This window comes from Natrinema hispanicum, assembly GCF_004217335.1.
Taxonomy (GTDB): Archaea; Halobacteriota; Halobacteria; order Halobacteriales; family Natrialbaceae; genus Natrinema; species Natrinema hispanicum.
The window spans coordinates 52,073-68,389 of the sequence record NZ_SHMP01000010.1 but is presented as its reverse complement, the minus strand read 5'-3'; the positions used below and the strand labels follow the sequence as shown (position 1 = coordinate 68,389).

At 52.9% G+C, this 16,317-nt stretch carries 17 protein-coding genes and 1 pseudogene; 11 read left to right on the top strand and 7 right to left on the bottom strand.

The genetic code is table 11. The annotated features are described in order from the left end of the window. Positions 1–139: 139 nt before the first annotated feature. The gene (locus BDK88_RS20295; protein ID WP_130501946.1) at positions 140–490 is read right to left on the bottom strand and encodes a hypothetical protein; all 351 of its coding nucleotides are present in this window, start codon (positions 488–490) and stop codon (positions 140–142) included. 231 nt (positions 491–721) lie between these two features. Between BDK88_RS20295 and BDK88_RS20290 the strand changes: the two genes are divergently transcribed. Further along, positions 722–1,462, top strand: coding sequence for an Lrp/AsnC family transcriptional regulator (locus BDK88_RS20290; protein ID WP_130501945.1), 741 nt, complete (start codon positions 722–724; stop codon positions 1,460–1,462). Between the two features lie 77 nt (positions 1,463–1,539). Here BDK88_RS20290 and BDK88_RS22000 read toward each other — a convergent pair. Then, a pseudogene (locus BDK88_RS22000) lies at positions 1,540–1,751 on the bottom strand (IS200/IS605 family accessory protein TnpB-related protein); the annotation flags it as partial. Between the two features lie 99 nt (positions 1,752–1,850). Here BDK88_RS22000 and BDK88_RS20280 point away from each other — a divergent pair. After that, on the top strand, positions 1,851–2,300 hold the full coding sequence (locus BDK88_RS20280; RefSeq protein ID WP_130501944.1) for a universal stress protein: 450 nt from the start codon (positions 1,851–1,853) through the stop codon (positions 2,298–2,300). A gap of 16 nt (positions 2,301–2,316) precedes the next feature. On the opposite strand, the gene BDK88_RS20275 is transcribed toward BDK88_RS20280, so the two are convergent. Next, positions 2,317–4,614, bottom strand: a complete 2,298-nt coding sequence (locus BDK88_RS20275) for an amino acid permease (RefSeq protein ID WP_242611751.1) — start codon at positions 4,612–4,614, stop codon at positions 2,317–2,319. A gap of 113 nt (positions 4,615–4,727) precedes the next feature. Between BDK88_RS20275 and BDK88_RS20270 the strand changes: the two genes are divergently transcribed. The 3 genes from BDK88_RS20270 (at position 4,728) to BDK88_RS20265 (ending at position 6,656) form a co-directional block, all read left to right on the top strand. After that, positions 4,728–5,480, top strand: a complete 753-nt coding sequence (locus BDK88_RS20270; RefSeq protein ID WP_130501943.1) for an Lrp/AsnC family transcriptional regulator — start codon at positions 4,728–4,730, stop codon at positions 5,478–5,480. A 204-nt stretch (positions 5,481–5,684) separates the two neighbouring features. After that, positions 5,685–5,894, top strand: a complete 210-nt coding sequence (locus tag BDK88_RS22445) for a DUF3899 domain-containing protein (protein WP_165397021.1) — start codon at positions 5,685–5,687, stop codon at positions 5,892–5,894. A 534-nt stretch (positions 5,895–6,428) separates the two neighbouring features. Beyond that, positions 6,429–6,656 (top strand): hypothetical protein, encoded by a 228-nt coding sequence (locus BDK88_RS20265; RefSeq protein ID WP_130501942.1) that lies wholly within the window; start codon positions 6,429–6,431, stop codon positions 6,654–6,656. Positions 6,657–6,746: 90 nt separating this feature from the next. Here the strand turns inward: BDK88_RS20265 and BDK88_RS20260 are convergent, their stop codons facing one another. Next, positions 6,747–7,721: a DUF2800 domain-containing protein gene (locus BDK88_RS20260; protein ID WP_130501941.1), complete on the bottom strand. Its 975-nt coding sequence runs from the start codon at positions 7,719–7,721 to the stop codon at positions 6,747–6,749. Between the two features lie 135 nt (positions 7,722–7,856). Further along, positions 7,857–8,216: a hypothetical protein gene (locus BDK88_RS20255; protein ID WP_130501940.1), complete on the bottom strand. Its 360-nt coding sequence runs from the start codon at positions 8,214–8,216 to the stop codon at positions 7,857–7,859. A 595-nt stretch (positions 8,217–8,811) separates the two neighbouring features. Here BDK88_RS20255 and BDK88_RS20250 point away from each other — a divergent pair. The 4 genes from BDK88_RS20250 to BDK88_RS20230 all read left to right on the top strand — a co-directional run bounded on the left by BDK88_RS20250 (position 8,812) and on the right by BDK88_RS20230 (position 11,154). Then, positions 8,812–9,147, top strand: coding sequence for a hypothetical protein (locus BDK88_RS20250; RefSeq protein ID WP_130501939.1), 336 nt, complete (start codon positions 8,812–8,814; stop codon positions 9,145–9,147). Between the two features lie 368 nt (positions 9,148–9,515). Further along, entirely contained in the window at positions 9,516–9,836 is a 321-nt protein-coding gene (locus tag BDK88_RS20240) for a hypothetical protein (RefSeq protein ID WP_130501937.1), read from the top strand. Between the two features lie 165 nt (positions 9,837–10,001). Beyond that, positions 10,002–10,937, top strand: a complete 936-nt coding sequence (locus BDK88_RS20235; RefSeq protein ID WP_130501936.1) for an ArdC-like ssDNA-binding domain-containing protein — start codon at positions 10,002–10,004, stop codon at positions 10,935–10,937. Beyond that, positions 10,930–11,154, top strand: a complete 225-nt coding sequence (locus BDK88_RS20230; protein WP_130501935.1) for a HalOD1 output domain-containing protein — start codon at positions 10,930–10,932, stop codon at positions 11,152–11,154. The genes BDK88_RS20235 and BDK88_RS20230 overlap by 8 nt, the downstream gene beginning before the upstream one ends. Positions 11,155–11,495: 341 nt before the next feature. Here BDK88_RS20230 and BDK88_RS21435 read toward each other — a convergent pair whose 3' ends face one another. Beyond that, on the bottom strand, positions 11,496–11,669 hold the full coding sequence (locus tag BDK88_RS21435) for a hypothetical protein (protein WP_165397020.1): 174 nt from the start codon (positions 11,667–11,669) through the stop codon (positions 11,496–11,498). Between the two features lie 98 nt (positions 11,670–11,767). Continuing rightward, on the bottom strand, positions 11,768–12,121 hold the full coding sequence (locus BDK88_RS20225) for a hypothetical protein (RefSeq protein ID WP_130501934.1): 354 nt from the start codon (positions 12,119–12,121) through the stop codon (positions 11,768–11,770). Positions 12,122–12,318: 197 nt separating this feature from the next. Between BDK88_RS20225 and BDK88_RS20220 the strand changes: the two genes are divergently transcribed. Together BDK88_RS20220 and BDK88_RS20215 are read left to right on the top strand one after the other, a co-directional pair. Continuing rightward, entirely contained in the window at positions 12,319–14,577 is a 2,259-nt protein-coding gene (locus BDK88_RS20220; protein ID WP_130501933.1) for an AAA domain-containing protein, read from the top strand. A gap of 41 nt (positions 14,578–14,618) precedes the next feature. Continuing rightward, positions 14,619–16,310 (top strand): ATP-binding protein, encoded by a 1,692-nt coding sequence (locus BDK88_RS20215; protein ID WP_130501932.1) that lies wholly within the window; start codon positions 14,619–14,621, stop codon positions 16,308–16,310. The last annotated feature ends 7 nt before the right edge of the window (positions 16,311–16,317 follow it).

Sequence of the window (16,317 nt, the reverse complement as noted above, 5' to 3'; positions counted from 1 at the left end):
TTTTCCACGGCATTGATACCTGTAACGCGGTGGAATTGATAACGTTCGAAGATAGCTGCCATGTCCCGTGCGTTCGCCTCGGTGGAAACTGGAACAACGTGGAACAACGATAGATTCTACAGGAGATTGCATTAGCAAATCACTCTCCCAAATCTCCAAGAAATGACCAGTTGAGAGTTTCTTCTCCATCTGGATGTCTCTCTCGAGTCACGTGGTAGAGAGAAACAGGGGGTGAGTCACTGTCCGAATCGCCCGTGTCAGGAGACCGCATTTTGACTAATGTGTAGACTCCCTCATCCTCAATGGCGAGAACATCACCTTTCGCTTCTTCGCGGATCTGTTTCTCTATCGGCGGATGAGCTTTTTCAAGAAGCTGTTCGACGTATTTGTGTACTGTGCGAAGTTCTGGCGGTTCAAGGTTGTCAAGTTGCTCAACAAGGGCATCTGGGAGCCGCTCTGAGAGTGATCGTTCGTCGTCTGAATTGCTCATACATGGACCGCCATTCTGGAAAGCAAAATAACTTCCGCTAGATTTACGGATGCGTTTCTTCAACCCCAGAATTCTTTCTTATCGTTTATCAGCCTTGAGATACCGTGTCCGCCGTGAAATCCCTACTTCTCCATCAAACAGTATCTCGTATGTGGGATGGTTGATGCTGTTTCCAATCGAGAACAAAGGTCAAGTTAAAAGCCAAAAGGGAACCAATTATCTCATATAAGTATGTCCAAAGGTATCGATGGGATAGACGAGGAGATACTGTATTATCTTACGCAGGAGGGGCGTCATACGTCCGCACCTGATATCGCTGAGAAAGTAGATGTCTCTGCTCCGACTGTTCGTAATCGGATTCGCCGTCTCGAAGAAGATGGAATTATTCAGGGCTATCATGCTCATGTGGACTACGAACAAGCCGACGGTCGATTAACAAATCTATTCACCTGTACCACGCCAGCGACTGATCGGCAGGAACAGGCCCAGCGGGTTCTCGATGTTCCAGGCGTTATCAACGTCAGAGAGATCATGACTGGCAAAGGAGATCTCCAAATCAAGGTAGTTGGTATGGATACTGATGACCTCACACGCATCGCACAGGATATTACAGCTCTTGGTATCGAAATTGATGATGAGGGCCTTATTCATCGAGAATATGTCCGCCCATACGCTCAGTTCGGTCCCCGGGAAAAGGAACCAATTTCGCCAGTAACCGGTGTTGCAGGTCTTGCTGGAGATGCAGATGTAATCGAAGTCATTGTGAAGGAGGGTGCACCAATCACTGGCAAAACGCTTCAACAGGCCAACAAAGAGAACCTTATCCCCGCAAGTGTACTGGTAGTGAGAATTGATCGAGGCGATCAAGCCATTACTCCAACAGGAGAGACCACAATCAGGGAGGATGACTTCGTTACGATTCATTCGCGATCGGGAATCACTGATGATACCTTAGAGGTATTCACTGGGTGAACTATCCCACCCTACCGCTCGCCTGACGGCTCGCGCTTGAAGGAAGTGCTTCCTGCTTCCAAGACGCGCTTTGCAGGGGTCGTTCCAGACGGATCAACAGCGACGAAGTGCGTACCTCGGTTCGCACTTGTATTCGAGCATTGGAGAAACGTACCCCACGCTGCACTAACACGGTTGTGGCTGTTCGATGGGAGCTCCATCAACCTATTCGCGTTGAGATCTTTGACCGCCACGAGTCGTACTCTCGAGCGTAGTGATGCGACAGTTTGTGCAGGAAATCGTGCCACTTCCCTTCGGTCGGCGCTTGCTGAGAAAAAGGCATTAGCGCCTTGATTAAGGTTATTGGGGTACCCAACTGTTATGCTGTGTGTTATCTTCCTTCTCTTGTATGGGCAGTACACCTGATTCCTCCCATGGTAATCTTCTTGCACACGTTCTTGTTCCGGTCGCAAACGAGAACGATGCCGAGAAGACAGCGCTGGCGCTTGAACCGTACGATCCAGACAAGGTGACAGTACTTCACGTCGTCGAAAAGGGAGAGGGCGTTCCGGATAAGACGCCTGTCGAGCAATCCGAAAACATCGCTGCAGAATCATACGCCGCTGTCCGCAGGGTCTTTCCTGATGCGAACGACCACACTGCCTACGCTCGAGATATCGTCGCTGCTATTTTCGAGGCTGCTGATGAGGTAGATGCGAGCGCTATCGCGTATCGTTCCCGTGGTGGAAACCGAATCATGCAGTTTCTATCGGGTGACCACTCGCTCAAACTCGTTACCCAAGCCAATCGGCCCGTCATCGCACTACCGCGGACAGATGGAGACGAATCAGCTGAGTGATTACACGCTAAGTGTCTCAACGGCGGCCAAACAGCCGATCGCGGAGCGAACGCGACGATGGGCGTTCGGTCAACAGAACCGGTGTGTCGAGTTCCTCGATGACATCAAACACGAGTGAACCCTGAACAATACGTGACAGGAGTCCACGCTCTGTCGCGCCGAGTATGACGAGATCGTGATCGGCACTGATGCGTTCGATCACGGTCTCGGTATCACCAGTCTCGATGTGTAAGTCGGCATCCGACAACTGATGGCTGTCGGCCCAGTCACGCAGGAATTCACGCCCTTCCGCTTCTTCTCCCTCGTTGACGACGTGTAACAACGACACTTCGGTATCGAGCGTTTCCTGCAGTGCGAGGGCTACCTCTGCGGAGAGATCCGACGACGCTCCGCCGGCAGTGGGGACGACTATATCGGTCGGATCGAACTCCGTTGCGTCTAGGACGAGAAAATCACACGGCAAGTCGTGTGTTAGTTCATCAAGGGTACGTTCGGCACGCCCACCCGCAAACTGCGTGCCGCCATAGCCCATCACGACTCTGTCGGCATCGTTCGATTGCGCTGCATCGTACACTTCTTCGAGACTGCGATGGGACAGGATCGTCTTCGTCTCAATGGGCACATCGAATGCCGCTGCGTCTTGTTTAGCGGCGTCGAGAAGCGTCTCCGAGGCAGCGTTAAGATCGCCGTTCTCGGCGGCAGCGGTAAGCGTTGTCTGGTCTGGCACGGTGACGATGTGTGTTGCAAGCACACGCCCGCCTTCGTGTTCAGCGATCGCACTGGCAAGTGTGATAAGAGCACTCTCCGTTCGCGGGTTGGCCAGTGCGACCATGATCGTCGGCCCGTCCGATCCACTTGGTGCAACTGCGTCGGCAGCTCCGACGACGCGATCCGGCAGTTCTTCTTCACGGCTTCGAATGTAGTGCGAGAGCACACCCTGTTGTGACGTTTTATCGCGGGCGTAGAGGAAGTACCAGAGAACGGCAACGACGACGAACGCTGCAGACAGTGCAATCTCCAGATTGTCCATAAACGCGACGAGTCCAAGCGATAATACCGCGCCGAGGATCGGCGTGATGGGATAGAACGGGACCCGGAAATCGGGATCGTACTCCGGGACGTCCGCCTCTCGGAACACGATGAGCCCGACGTTCATCAGCGCGTAGACGATGAGGTGGAGGACGCTCGCTGCTTTTGCGAGTACCTCGAGGTCTTTCCCTAAAAATGCAATAAATACGATGATGAGCCCACCAGTGACGAGAATCGACCGATAGGGCGTCGCAAAGTTCGGATGAATCTCGTTGAGCCAGTTCGTGACGATCTTGTCACGGCCCATCGCGAAGTTGATGCGCGCTGAGGCGAGGATCGAGGCGTTCGCCGACGATGCCGTCGCCAACAGCGCACCAACGGTCATCAGGGCTGCTGCCGCAGCAGCGACACCCCCGACGGGGCCGATAGAGGCGGGAAACGCGACCTCAGCAGCCTGTGCGACCGGTGCATCTTGACTGAGGTCTGGCCACGAGATAACCCCGAGCATCGTCGTCACGAGGATCGCGTAGATGACGGTCACGATCCCGACACTCCCGATAATGGCGATGGGGAGGTTCCGTCCCGGATTTTTCAATTCCTCGGCGACAGTTGCGATCTTCGCGTAGCCGAGAAACGACACGAACACCAGTGCAGTCGCCGGCAGAATCGCACCTGTCCCGAACGGTGCAAGGCCGCCCTCGTTAGCCAGTGTCGCGTACTCGAACGAGGAAAAGCCCGCGAGTGAGAACGCAGTGAGAATCGCAAGCAACGTGAACACAATGATCGTCTGGATGCTCCCGGTCTCCTTGGCTCCAATATAGTTGACGCCAACGAAAACACCGCCGGCAAGGAGCGCCCCGAGCTGGATTGGGCTGAGGAACGCAACCTCGGGTAACGGGACAAAAACGGCGAGATACTGCCCGAATCCAATACAGTAGAACGCGGAGGCGAAGGCAAGCCCCATCCAATCACCCATGCCCGCGATCGATCCGAACATCGGCCCGAGTGACTTGTTGATGTAGTAATATCCACCACCCGCTTTCGGCATCGCAGTCCCGAGTTCGGAGATGGACAGTGCGTTTACCATCGCAATCAGTCCGCCGACGACGAACGACACGACGACGATCGGCCCTGCTGCGTTGGCGGCAACACCGGGTAAGACGAAAATCCCGGCACCGATCATCGTTCCAATACCGATTGTCATCGCAGAAATGAGGCCGAGGTCCTTTGCCAGTTCCTCGTCACCCTCGCCGTGGCTCATACCGAGCAATTGAGCACCACTCATATAAGAACCCCGGTATGATTTCTCTATCAGTAATATGTACCCCATGTGATTACTGATTAAGTAATTCACATTCAGAGCATTGATATAAAGTACCACAATACTAGACGGGTATCATGGACTATCGGCTTGATGAAATCGACCGGCGCATTATTTACGAATTGATGCATGATGCCCGGAATACGTCCTCGCCAACGATCGCTGACCAAGTGAACGTCTCTCCTGCAACGATCCGAAATCGAATCAGCCAACTCGAGGAAAACAATATCATCCGTAAGTATACCGCTGAGATTGACTTCGAACGAGCAGATAGCCACTTGACAAACCTCTATATTTGCAACGCACCAGTCTCCGAACGCAAAGCACTCGCACAGAAGGCGAGTGCTGTCCCAGGTGTCATCAATGTCCGTCAATTAATGACTGGCCGTCGAAACCTACATATCATGGCTGTTGGTGAAAATACAGAACACCTTAGACGAATCACTCGCGCACTCTCCCACCTGGGTATCGAGATTGAAGATGAAACGCTCGTGGAGTCTGAAAATCATAGCCCCTATACATTATTTGGCCCTGACGAGGAAATTTCGGCCAAGACGGCAGCAGATTTTATTAGCCTTACTGGAGATGCAAACATTGTTGATGTGACTGTGCAGGCTGATGCCCCTATTGTCGATCATACACTTGAAGAGGCAGTCCAAAACGATATTCTTGATGATGACTCACTGGTCATCGCTATTGAACGCGGAGATCGCGTATTGACACCTCACGGAACAACCGTTATTCAATCAAATGATATCGTCACAGTGCTATCCCATAGCGGTGACACTGAACACACACTTGACGCATTCATCGCTGAAGAAGCCACTTGAAAATTGACTACAGAAATCCGGTGCTTGCTACGGGTAGCACGCCTCTGGGAATGGTGTCTGCCTCTAGTGGATCGCTCGGGATCAAGAAAACGGGGACAGTTGGAACTGTACTACGACGAACACTCGGAGCAATTCAGGGCCCTTCAACAGCCACTATCATAATGCTGAAGACATCTTTTTGAATATACGACGAATCTATCCCGTATGCCCGAACAAACTGACAAACGCTCCGAGTCAAATCATCGTTGGCTAGTATACACTATGTTTTGTGGCATTCTTTTCATCGCAATTTCAATAATTTTGCAAATTATTGAATACCCATATTCAATATCAACCTCTACTTCGAATGGGATTGGATACATAGGTGTCTTTTTATTTCTCAGCTCATTTCTTGTTCAAATCACCCTCGAATGACCCCATTATCCAGATAGAACAATCTTAGTGCTCGGTGTGGTTTCCCTTACCCTATAATCCAATATATTCAAAAATGCCGTGTGAATATTTATTATAAGTTGTAAAGAACAGATTTTGTGCGGAATTATTAGATTTCTATGGTATGAACAGAGCAGGGATGTTTAGTACAAGTGTGTTTAACTAGATCTCATGAAGTGTGAACGGTGTGGGAAAGATACCTCCGTTGAATGCCACGACGTAGACGGATTTTCTGGGTATCTTTGTGAGGAGTGTGAAGAAGTATGGAAAACTCTTTTAGATGAGTGAGATTCTATGGTAGTAGAAACAAAGGACGATAATGTGTGATATGTTTTTGAGATTTGTGTCTGAGACCCTTATAGTTTATTTTAGAACACTGAACCCTATGTCTGTCCTTCGTTGATCTATGTGAATTTCCTGTACATACCGCAGAGAATAGCTATTCTCTCGCTCACAGAGATTCTCAACAGAGCAGCACAGTTTTTCGTGCCTCAACAGGAGTAGAGGCAACATCCAATGAGCGACACGCCAGAACACACACAAGACTCGAGCGGACTCTCACCAGCACAGCGACTCGAGGCACCGAACACACGACTGATTGATGCCAGCATCGCGACGATCAACGATATGGAGACGCTTCGAGCTTGCATTGCCTACGAAAACCAGCACCAACAACGTGTCCCGATACTCCAGCTACTCGAGAAGCGGGCCAACGAACTCCGCTCACAGGACGACGATGACTAACTCAACGCTATTGTTAACAGATTACAGGACGTCCGGCAACACCCCGTCAACCCCTTACTCTGTACATGATGCCACAAAAGCCGTCACCAGTCATCCTTGTACCTCCGTCCCTGCCCGGAAGCTTGTGAGGTCGTCAATACGCTCTTCGAGTGCTTCGATTTCCTGTTGCAGTTCTTCAGCTTCTGTCTCCTCGCTGGCGGCAAGTCGGTCCTTCAAGCCCTGGAGGCGCGACTCCTTGACGTCATCATCGACCTCCGCCTTGCGAACGTACTCGCTCTCATCGATCTTGTAGACATCGGACTCGGTGAGTGTCGTCACCTCGAGTGCTTCGTCGACCTTCTGGCGATCAACACTCATGACGCGCTCGCGGTCGATCCCTTCTGCCTCGAGTATCGAGAGGACTTTCTCGTCGTCTTTGAGCGAGCGGTTGCGACGACTTGTGCGCTGGACGGAGCCGTACTGACCGGCGACAGGCCGGTCGTGATGGAGTCGGGAGAGAAGCACATCGGCGACCTCCTGGCGAAAGTCGTTAGCGTCACGCTGGACATCCGACAGCAGCGTGTAGAGATTTGCGAGGGTGGCCGTCTCCAACTCAGGCAGGTCAGTTACGTCGTGGCGCTCGAGTGCATCGATCAGTAGCAGCGCATCCGAGTAGACATCAAGGCCCTCAGGTTCGGTGCGGTCGTCATCGGTATCTGGTTCGTGTGCTGTGTCGGCCAGTTGGGTCGTCGTCGGCCCGTCTGTCTCAGCGATCACACCCGCGTCTTCGTCGATCTCGAATCGGGGATGAACGCTCAACACTGCTGGATACGGGTCAGCATCTGGCGGCAGCCGGTCGAGATCGAACCCATCGTGAGCGGTCTGTATCTGATGGTAGAGTGTCTCAAACTGATCGCGTTGAAGCGGGCGTTTCTCGTTTGACTCATCAAACTGGACGATAATGCGATGTTCCTGGATATCTGAGATGTGGATCTGGGAGTGCGACAATGGTGTGATCAGTGTCGCGTCCGCCGGTAGCTCGTCCAGATGCTCGAGAAGCGTGTGCCAACTGACGCTGAATGGCATACGGGGAAGTTACGCGCCAACTCGACTAAACCTTGTTCTCGACGGGTGTCAGAGAACTCTCCCACTGGTTTGATCCACCGACTGCGACGGTGAATTGGCCGGTAAGTAGATGTGCGAATCTATCGAACACGCCAATCATGCTTCATCCCGGTAATGGACGGCGAACAATTCTACAAAGATACCGGTAGTTGGAATGAGATGAGCGACTGTTCCAGTGAGTTCGCCCATCGGTATGAGCTGGTACAAGGCCAATGTGAACCCACCGAGTATCAGTAAACAGCCTGCGGTTGAGGTCAGGGTATCTCCTACACCGTAGAGATAGAATCTAGAGACACCCCAAAAAATGAGACCCAGTGGAATAGTCCACTCAATCACGGGTAGAATCTGGGGATACAGAGAGAGCAATCCAACTACGAGACCAACACCTACAACGAGGGTCAAGAGGCGGACAGACAGATTCCCCCAAGCCTTCTCGGCTGATTGAATGACACTCATCACTCCTATTTCACGATGGATTACAATAAGTACTCTTCCTACTGAGCGTGTGTCAGAACTATAACTATCATTAGATTATTCAAGCCATCAGCCTTCCGTAGAAAACAAAAAGCTAACCAATTAGAACGCGAACGTATTTCTGTGAAGGGCCTGAACCTGACTCGGACCGAACAAAAGAAAATTGGAGCAATAGTTGGTGGTCTCACACTTGGAATGCCAATTTTGGCGATACTATTCAGCGCAACAGGCCTAACTGACCAACCAATTACTCTGTCGTTCCTCAAATTCTCAGTCGTATTCTCATTCTTTTTTTCACTTCCACTGGTCGCATTTTTTATTGCAATCAAAGATAAGACGCCATAATCCCACCTGTCAATTAATAAAATAGATTGACCCCGCTGTTCTACACTCATCCTACACTGAACGGGATGTACTTCGCCTGTACTGAACGGTAGCTGCGTGTGTGTAGTTGAAGACTGCTCTAAACCCCAATCATATTGCCATGTAGTTATTTAGAGCTGTGCGACAACATCAAGACATAGCCTTGGTAGACTCAGACCGATTGCGTCAACTTGTGCTATTTGCGTCACTGGGCGTGATCGGTCTTCTCACAGGGGTGCGTGTCATTAAGTATGAGCCATCACCATGGAATTGGATTGCAATCTTCGCTATCGGAACAGCTTTCATATTTGGCCCGATCACGTGGGCTATCCGCGACCGGCTTCCGAAAGAACGGCGCGAACAACTCAGTTACATTGCTGGTGGTGTCGCTCTGCTCTGTGTACCGATAGTCCTCGGACTTGGGCTCATTGGTGGTAGGCTCCTATTCTTCCTTGACATCGTTGTACTCGGCAGTCTCATCGGCTTTGCAGTCGCATCGGTCATTGAGAGGATAATTATTCCAGAACAGCTTCGCGGCACTACTCAATGATTCTCCGAACATACCGGTAACTACGTGTGCTTATTGTTCATTTAGAGATCCTGCTAGCCAAATCAGCAAAAGAATCGTGCCAAAACCGATAGCCATGATACCGAGGGCAAATTCGGGACTTGTGAGGGGAAGTCCTCGCACATATCCTGTTATCTGATTCATCCCCCAGATAGCAACGAGAAGCAAAATGGCGAGGCCTGTGATGAGGAGCTCATAGTCGAACCAAGTCTTTAGGCCTTCTAACGACGGCATAGTAACAAGTTGCATTTAGAAGGTTATAGTATTTTAGTCAATCCGTTATTTACAGTTACTGGCGCTAACTCTTTGGTCTGTACTTATTGCTAACTCAAGATCGTCCGTCCGACCCTGTGGGAGTTCTCGGACACACGATCAGGAAGTATAGAGGCGCATATATCGATTTAGATTTAGCTGATTTTATGTACACCTTCTTAGAAAAGAGAAACATGTCTGGTTGGTCTCCACCAACAATTCCCCAGAAATGGTTTATCGGAATCGGTGTCCTCTACGGGCTTTTGGTAGTCTACTTATTTCTCACTCAACATATAACATCTATAATCTGGCTTGGCATACTGCTCGGGGTACTTTATCTCTCGTGGCGGTTCGTCGCTGCTGTGGAGGCGATCGCTGACGCTCTCCAACGGATTGCTTATCAACAGGAACAGAACTGATCGGTTTGCATCTGTCGTTACTGCTACTCGAGATCCTGGCGTCCGCTGACTGACGGCTCTCTAGCTGCTCGAGTCCGGCGTATTTTTGAGACCCCCTGAGGGGCGGAGGTCTTCTCGAGTTCAATTCGATTCGATCCGACTCGACTCGAGAGGCAGTGATCAAACATGGCTACGAGCAGCAGCTCCCGGGAAACGTTCGACGATTCGGACACCCGGCACGACGAGATGCACAGTACGATCGAGGCATGGGTTCAGGACCTCGTCGACGAGGTCGATGACGCCGTCTCGAGCGAGCAGTTCACAGAGTGGTTGGACGTCCAGAGTCGGTTCCACGACTACTCGCACCGAAACACGCTGTTGATCAAACTCCAGTGTCCGCAGGCAACACGCGTTGCTGGCTACCGAACATGGCAAAACGAGTTCGACCGGCACGTCAAAGAAGGGGAGACAGCGATCTGGATCTGGGCACCCATCATTGCAAAGCAATGTCCCGACTGCGGAAACTCGCCGTCGTACCACGATCGCAATGACTGTGAATACGATGAGACTCCGCCGGACAGCTGGGAAAAGGGACTTGTGGGCTTTCGGCCAGCGCCCGTCTTCGATATCTCGCAGACTGACGGCGAGCCACTGCCCGACCTCGAGACCGAAGCCAAGGGACAAGCTGACGAGTTGGTTCCCGCACTCCTCGAGGCAGCAGATCCCCTCGAGGTAGACGTAGAGGTCGTGCCACCCCAGGACTGGTCGCATGGGAGTGCCAAGGGAATCTGTGAGTACCGCCCTCAAGAGCAGCCACGCGTCGCCGTCCGAGATCGTGAGAACGACGCTGACCTCGCCGTCACGCTCGTTCACGAGTACGCGCACGCACTCTTGCACAGTGGCGTCGACGACGAGGCTGAGCGATCGAAACGTGAACTCGAGGCCGAAGCGGTCGGCTACATTGTTGGACGCTACTTCGAGTTGGATACCAGTGGATCAGCGTTTTACCTCGCCGCGTGGCACGGTGACGAGCCGGAGACGATCTTCGACCGGCTTGAGCGGATCAGTTCGTCCGCTCAGGAGATCATCGACATCGTCAGCGAGATGATTGGCGATGAGTGATCGACCGCTTCTACTTGAGATCATCACTGCACTCGAGGAACAGGGCCTCGATCGGGACGAGTACCAACTCCAGCGGGTGATCAACATCGAAGCCCTCGAGCGGGTCGTGGATTCGGCAAGCCCGCAAGCTGATACTGATCTCGAGATTCGATTCTCGGTTGGTGAGTTCCGCGTGGTAGTGACACCATCTGATGAGGTCACGGTCAAGACTTCGTAGAACAGGACGCCAAAACAAGGCCGTCATAGATTATCTGATCTGTTGAGCTGGTAATCGCAATAAATGATAAGTACAGGAGAAGCAGGTAACGGCCACGACTACTTAGCTGCTATTGCCCTTTGTGCCGAGCGTGTCATAGAATCGGTCACAGGCCCATTCGACTCCGCAGTGTACGGTCGGTATAGGGCAAGCAAGTAACAGATAGGGATCAGCAGACTAGTTCATAGCTTCCCTCGTCGTGCGGTTTTCCCAGTAGGCTGCTTTTCTCGTGGGAACCTCCGAATATCCACCTGATCCCTAAGAGTACGATTAAATATCTTAGACACACTTTTTTATTCCATTTAGAATGGAGACGGGATACTCCCAAAAAGAAGGTCAAGAAGCATGTAAATCGCCCAGAAAACCCCCCACAGTACGACACCGATTGCTATCCACTTGGGAACGTTCCCTGAGAGACTGGGAGTTTCTGATGGGAAGTACGGCGTCAGTGGGTTGTTCGGCTTCTTATCACTCATGCTTAGATCTTGTTTCGAAAACAGTTTAAATCCTCACATTAGTTAATTGACGGTAAACTCCAATAGTGTTATCTTCGCACATCTACTTACCGGCTAATTCACTCAAAGAGAGTTGAAACAAATTGCCTGCGAGTCTTTCTATGACAGACTCTTTGTGCCTGTAATCCACGAATAATTGCTCCGATTCCAATGATGGCGGTAAGTCCTCTAATGAGAAGACTTGATTCGCCGAGGATAAGTACTGCAACAAGAGCGAGGAGCATCACTCCGAATCCAATCATCACATAGCCGTACATCAATGGACGTATCATTATGAGTGAAATCCCAAAACATACGATTAGTCCGACTACAGGGATTAGAAGACCTATATCGTAGAAGGAATACCCGACAGTAACCGCTGTCAGAAGAAAGAACATAATTCCACCATACAAATATTTCCACTTGTCTTTCATAATAGCACTGGAGTAGAAGGCTCACATATTCTTTCTGGTGTTCCGTTCGCAGAGCCATTTGTCGGCCGATTCATCGAGAAGTAGAGGTAATTAGCCTCATGAGAAGTGGTCTGTGACACACTCTGTCAAAACTACTAGCCATGTGATGACTTCACTGAACGGGAAGATTTAGGATTCAGTGATTCGTTCTGATCGACATGTCTCTCCTCTTCGAGAGTGCGATCGGCAAGTTCGACCTCTCGAGTGCTGCCCTCCATTCACCGGCAGACGAGACGTTCGAACCGGTGCGAGATGACCCCATTCCAATCGATGGGATCGTTGAATATGCGAGCTACCACGACCAACTCGCACATCCCGAGAAAGACGACTGGATTGTGGTTCCACTCCATGCGCGCAATAGCGCAGCACTCTCGGGCGAATATCTCGCCTTCACAGAACACGCACTCCATGGCGATGTTTTCATCTACGATGATGGCGGCGACTATGCTTCGGTCGATCAAGACACGTTTGCCGTCTCATCGCTAGCCAACCGGGTACGCTTCTGGCACTCCGATTACGCGCCTGACGATCCGCCGTCGTACTTCGACTCTCCCATTGCAGAGCGGGAACCACCGCGAAATCCGCTTTCTGACGACAACGACACGGACACCTTCTTTGACGAACTCGAGTCATTTGTCCAAGCGGAGATGGATGCCCAACGTGATGAAAACCGAGCGAAAGCAGCCGCGTCGACGCCCGAGGCACTCCGTGCCGAGGGGTTCGGTGCGATTCCATCGCTTGCATCCCTTGGCCACCCAGAAGATGGTGTCTACCGATTCAGAATCGATGACGGGCAAGTAGATCGGCAGCATGACACGTATCGAGTCGTCCAGAGCGAATTCCGGATCTTCGAAGGAAACGAAGTGCTCCTCCACTCACCAAGTAAAGAACACTCACCAGACGCGTTCCCGATTCCAGCGACAGTCGATGCGATCGAGGGACTAACCGTCAGTCTCGCTATCGACTGGTATACGATCGAGAACCGGTCGGCTGTCGGTGTGTTCCTCCGCCAGAAGCGACGGGATTTTGCACTCACTCAACTGTTAAATCCCGTTCCGTACGAGCGCGAACTTGCTGCGATTACGCGCGTTCGCGAGCGTGATGATCAACGCGCGCTCTTGACAGGCGACACAGCAGTCACCTTCGGGGACACGGCTGGTGTCAAGAGTAGTCAGCAAGACGTCGAACTGAATCAAGAACAGGAGCTTGCAGTGTCCTGTGCCCTCCTTGCTGATCACCTCTTCTGCATTCATGGACCACCAGGTACAGGCAAGACGCGAACGCTCGTCGAAGTCGTCAGGCGGTCAGTTGAGGCTGGGGACGACGTCCTCGTCTGTGCCGATTCAAACCAAGCAGTCGACAATCTCGTTGCTGGCTCGAGCACAACGACTGAGACTGACGACCGATCACTGCACGCCCATGCACAACACGGTGCCGGCGAATTCGTACTCCGGCGCGTGAACGCCAGTAGATCATCAAATGAAGTCGTCAGCACCCAGTATGCTACCTGCGACGGACTAGCCGATGTCGTCGCAGCGACGAACAGCAGTGCAGCGACCCTCGAGCGAGAGTTCGATGTGCTCGTCCTCGACGAGGCGACACAGGCGACATGCACCGCCTCGTGTATTCCGCTTGCACGAGCGGACAAAGTGATCCTCGCAGGCGATCACAAGCAATTGCCGCCATTCAGTGCAACCGAAGAACCGCCGGAGTCTGCAGCCGGTCTCTCCCTGTTCGAACACCTCTACGCTGACGGCGGTATTTACCAGGGAGTCGGTATCCAGCTCCGAACGCAGTACCGGATGCATCGCGATATCGCCTGGTTTCCGAACAGCCGCTTCTACGACCGGGCCCTGCGGCAAGGGCGTAACGTTACCGCACTTGAGGACCGTCCGGCGTTCGTCAGCTATGATATCGGTGGGAGCGAGGAGACGATTGATCACTCCAAGCGCAACGACGCAGAGGTGCGACTCGTTGCCCATATCGTCGGCGAACTGCTCGCCGATGCAGATCTCAGCCCATCCGAAGTCGGCGTCATTACGCCATACACGGCCCAGGCTAACGCTATTCGAAAGAAGCTAGCGAGACATCTTGATTCTGGAAGAGACATCACGGTCGACACGATCGATTCCTTCCAAGGGAGCGAAAAGGTCGCAATCGTAATTTCGTTAGTTCGAAGTAATGCAGCGGGCGAGACAGGCTTCCTCGGGCGACCCATTGACGGTCCTCGGCGGTTGAACGTCGCGATGACTCGCGCCCAGCGGTTCTGTGCGATCGTCGGCGACTGGTACACGTTACGCTCATCCGCAGACGGCACTGACGAAGACACTGGCCTGTACGACGATCTCTACTCATTCCTCGAGAGCACCGGGAGACTACGTCAAGTCGAACCAGAGTTCATTCCTGTTCCCAAGTGACCGCACGGTTCGGTTTCTGTGGTGCCACATGGGTGGACACCATGACAGATCATCCGACGCTCTCGGAGTTCGCGACGAACGAGACAACCGACTCGAGGCCGGCCAGTCAGCCATCGGCTGACGAGACCGTGACGATGACGGCTGACGAGCGGGTTGCAACGTACCTTATCGAAGATCAGATGGCGGATCTCACAGACGCAATCCGCGAAGCCGTCCAAAACGGCATCGACAGTCCTGGATCAACTCGGGTTCTGGTCAGTATCTCGCCTGAGCGGTCGCTCATCCTCGATGATGGCGCTGGTGTCAATCTCGAGTCGACCGAAGGGCGGCGCAACCTCTCAGTACTCGGCGCGGGAAGCAAGCAACGATCGGACGACGAGACAATCGGCGAGTGGGGAATCGGCAAGGGTGCGATCATCGCGAAAGGTGCCGTTCGCATCTGGAGTCACGACACCGCACTGTGTTTCGACTACCGAGATCGACGCGACTCTGGGCCGTGGGCAGACGTCAGCGGGCGCGATGGCCAGGTCGTGGACGCTGAGCATCATCTCGAGGGGATGCTTGTCGAGATCGATCACTACGAAGACGAAGTGCCCGATCCGGACAGCTACCGCTGGCGGCGCTACGTTCGTGATCTTCGCAAGCGCTTCGCGTACGTGCAATCCCGGACAGGCGTCTCGGTCGTGATCAACGGCGAGCCGGTTGACAAGGGCGATCCACTCGAGGCAGTGGCGGACTCGCCACATCCGTCACTCACACGCGAAACTGACGATGCGATTCTCGCACTCGAGTACACACCCCACGAGGGACTCGATATCTACAGTAACGGTCTGTACGTGACGACGAAACGGGAGTACGGAGTCGGCGGAGTCGTCGTCTCGAAGGGGAACTTGACGCTGAACTTTGCCCGCAACGACATCCAGTCAGGCTGTGACCGCTGGCAGCGGATCGACGACGCACTCGAGCAGGCACGTGACGATCTGTATGCAGAGGTCTCGGACGACCGGCTGACTGCCGAGAGTCGAGAGGTGATGATCGAGGCGATGGCGTCCGAGTCATCGGACGAGCAGTGGGCCGAGCGCAAGCTGTTCCAGTTGGCAACCGAGTCCCGTATCAGCCTCGAGGAGATCCAAGCGACCCGAAAGATTGGATGGGTCGATGGAGCCCAGAAAGGGGCGGACAAGCTCGTCGAGCGTGGCTACGTCGTCCTCGATACGAGCGATGCAGCAACCCAACGGCTTCGCGATCTCGCCAATGACGAAGATACATCGATAGCGGTGCCGGAGACGTTTGACGTTGGCGAGCAAGCAGAGTCGGAGGGCGTCTGGACTGGCTATCATCGCGTCGAGGATGAATCGCAGTTGAACGCTGATCAGCAGCGCTATCTCCGCTTCGCTCGAGTGCTCGCAAGCGAACTTGGGATTGACCGAGATGTGTACTACGGTGAGGCAAGTGCCGATGCCTGGACCGACGGCAGGACGTACATCGTGATCACTGACTCCGCTGTGACGAGCCGCCAGCGTGCAGTCTGGATGCACGACCTGTATCTCGTGGTGTTGCACGAAGCCGCTCACGAAACCTCAAGTCGGGATCGGCCTTCTCATGGGCATCACTTCGAGAGTGCGTTTCGGTCGCTCGTGGAGGCTCCAGGTAATCGAAGTTCGTTCGCTGAACTCGTCCAGCAGGTCGTCGACGAGGGATTCGAGTCCGTGTTTGAATGCTCTGTTGAATAGATGCTGG

What these genes read in the sequence shown, in the direction of transcription:
- BDK88_RS20260 (WP_130501941.1), bottom strand. Translation starts at nt 7,721, where the DNA reads ATGCCATTCAGCGTCAGTTGGCACACGCTTCTCGAGCATCTGGACGAG.
- BDK88_RS20235 (WP_130501936.1), top strand. Translation starts at nt 10,002, where the DNA reads ATGGCTACGAGCAGCAGCTCCCGGGAAACGTTCGACGATTCGGACACC.
- BDK88_RS20290 (WP_130501945.1), top strand. Translation starts at nt 722, where the DNA reads ATGTCCAAAGGTATCGATGGGATAGACGAGGAGATACTGTATTATCTT.
- BDK88_RS20275 (WP_242611751.1), bottom strand. Translation starts at nt 4,614, where the DNA reads ATGAGTGGTGCTCAATTGCTCGGTATGAGCCACGGCGAGGGTGACGAG.
- BDK88_RS20225 (WP_130501934.1), bottom strand. Translation starts at nt 12,121, where the DNA reads ATGAAAGACAAGTGGAAATATTTGTATGGTGGAATTATGTTCTTTCTT.
- BDK88_RS20220 (WP_130501933.1), top strand. Translation starts at nt 12,319, where the DNA reads ATGTCTCTCCTCTTCGAGAGTGCGATCGGCAAGTTCGACCTCTCGAGT.
- BDK88_RS22445 (WP_165397021.1), top strand. Translation starts at nt 5,685, where the DNA reads ATGCCCGAACAAACTGACAAACGCTCCGAGTCAAATCATCGTTGGCTA.
- BDK88_RS21435 (WP_165397020.1), bottom strand. Translation starts at nt 11,669, where the DNA reads ATGAGTGATAAGAAGCCGAACAACCCACTGACGCCGTACTTCCCATCA.
- BDK88_RS20270 (WP_130501943.1), top strand. Translation starts at nt 4,728, where the DNA reads ATGGACTATCGGCTTGATGAAATCGACCGGCGCATTATTTACGAATTG.
- BDK88_RS20255 (WP_130501940.1), bottom strand. Translation starts at nt 8,216, where the DNA reads ATGAGTGTCATTCAATCAGCCGAGAAGGCTTGGGGGAATCTGTCTGTC.
- BDK88_RS20230 (WP_130501935.1), top strand. Translation starts at nt 10,930, where the DNA reads ATGAGTGATCGACCGCTTCTACTTGAGATCATCACTGCACTCGAGGAA.
- BDK88_RS20280 (WP_130501944.1), top strand. Translation starts at nt 1,851, where the DNA reads ATGGGCAGTACACCTGATTCCTCCCATGGTAATCTTCTTGCACACGTT.
- BDK88_RS20215 (WP_130501932.1), top strand. Translation starts at nt 14,619, where the DNA reads ATGACAGATCATCCGACGCTCTCGGAGTTCGCGACGAACGAGACAACC.
- BDK88_RS20265 (WP_130501942.1), top strand. Translation starts at nt 6,429, where the DNA reads ATGAGCGACACGCCAGAACACACACAAGACTCGAGCGGACTCTCACCA.
- BDK88_RS20295 (WP_130501946.1), bottom strand. Translation starts at nt 490, where the DNA reads ATGAGCAATTCAGACGACGAACGATCACTCTCAGAGCGGCTCCCAGAT.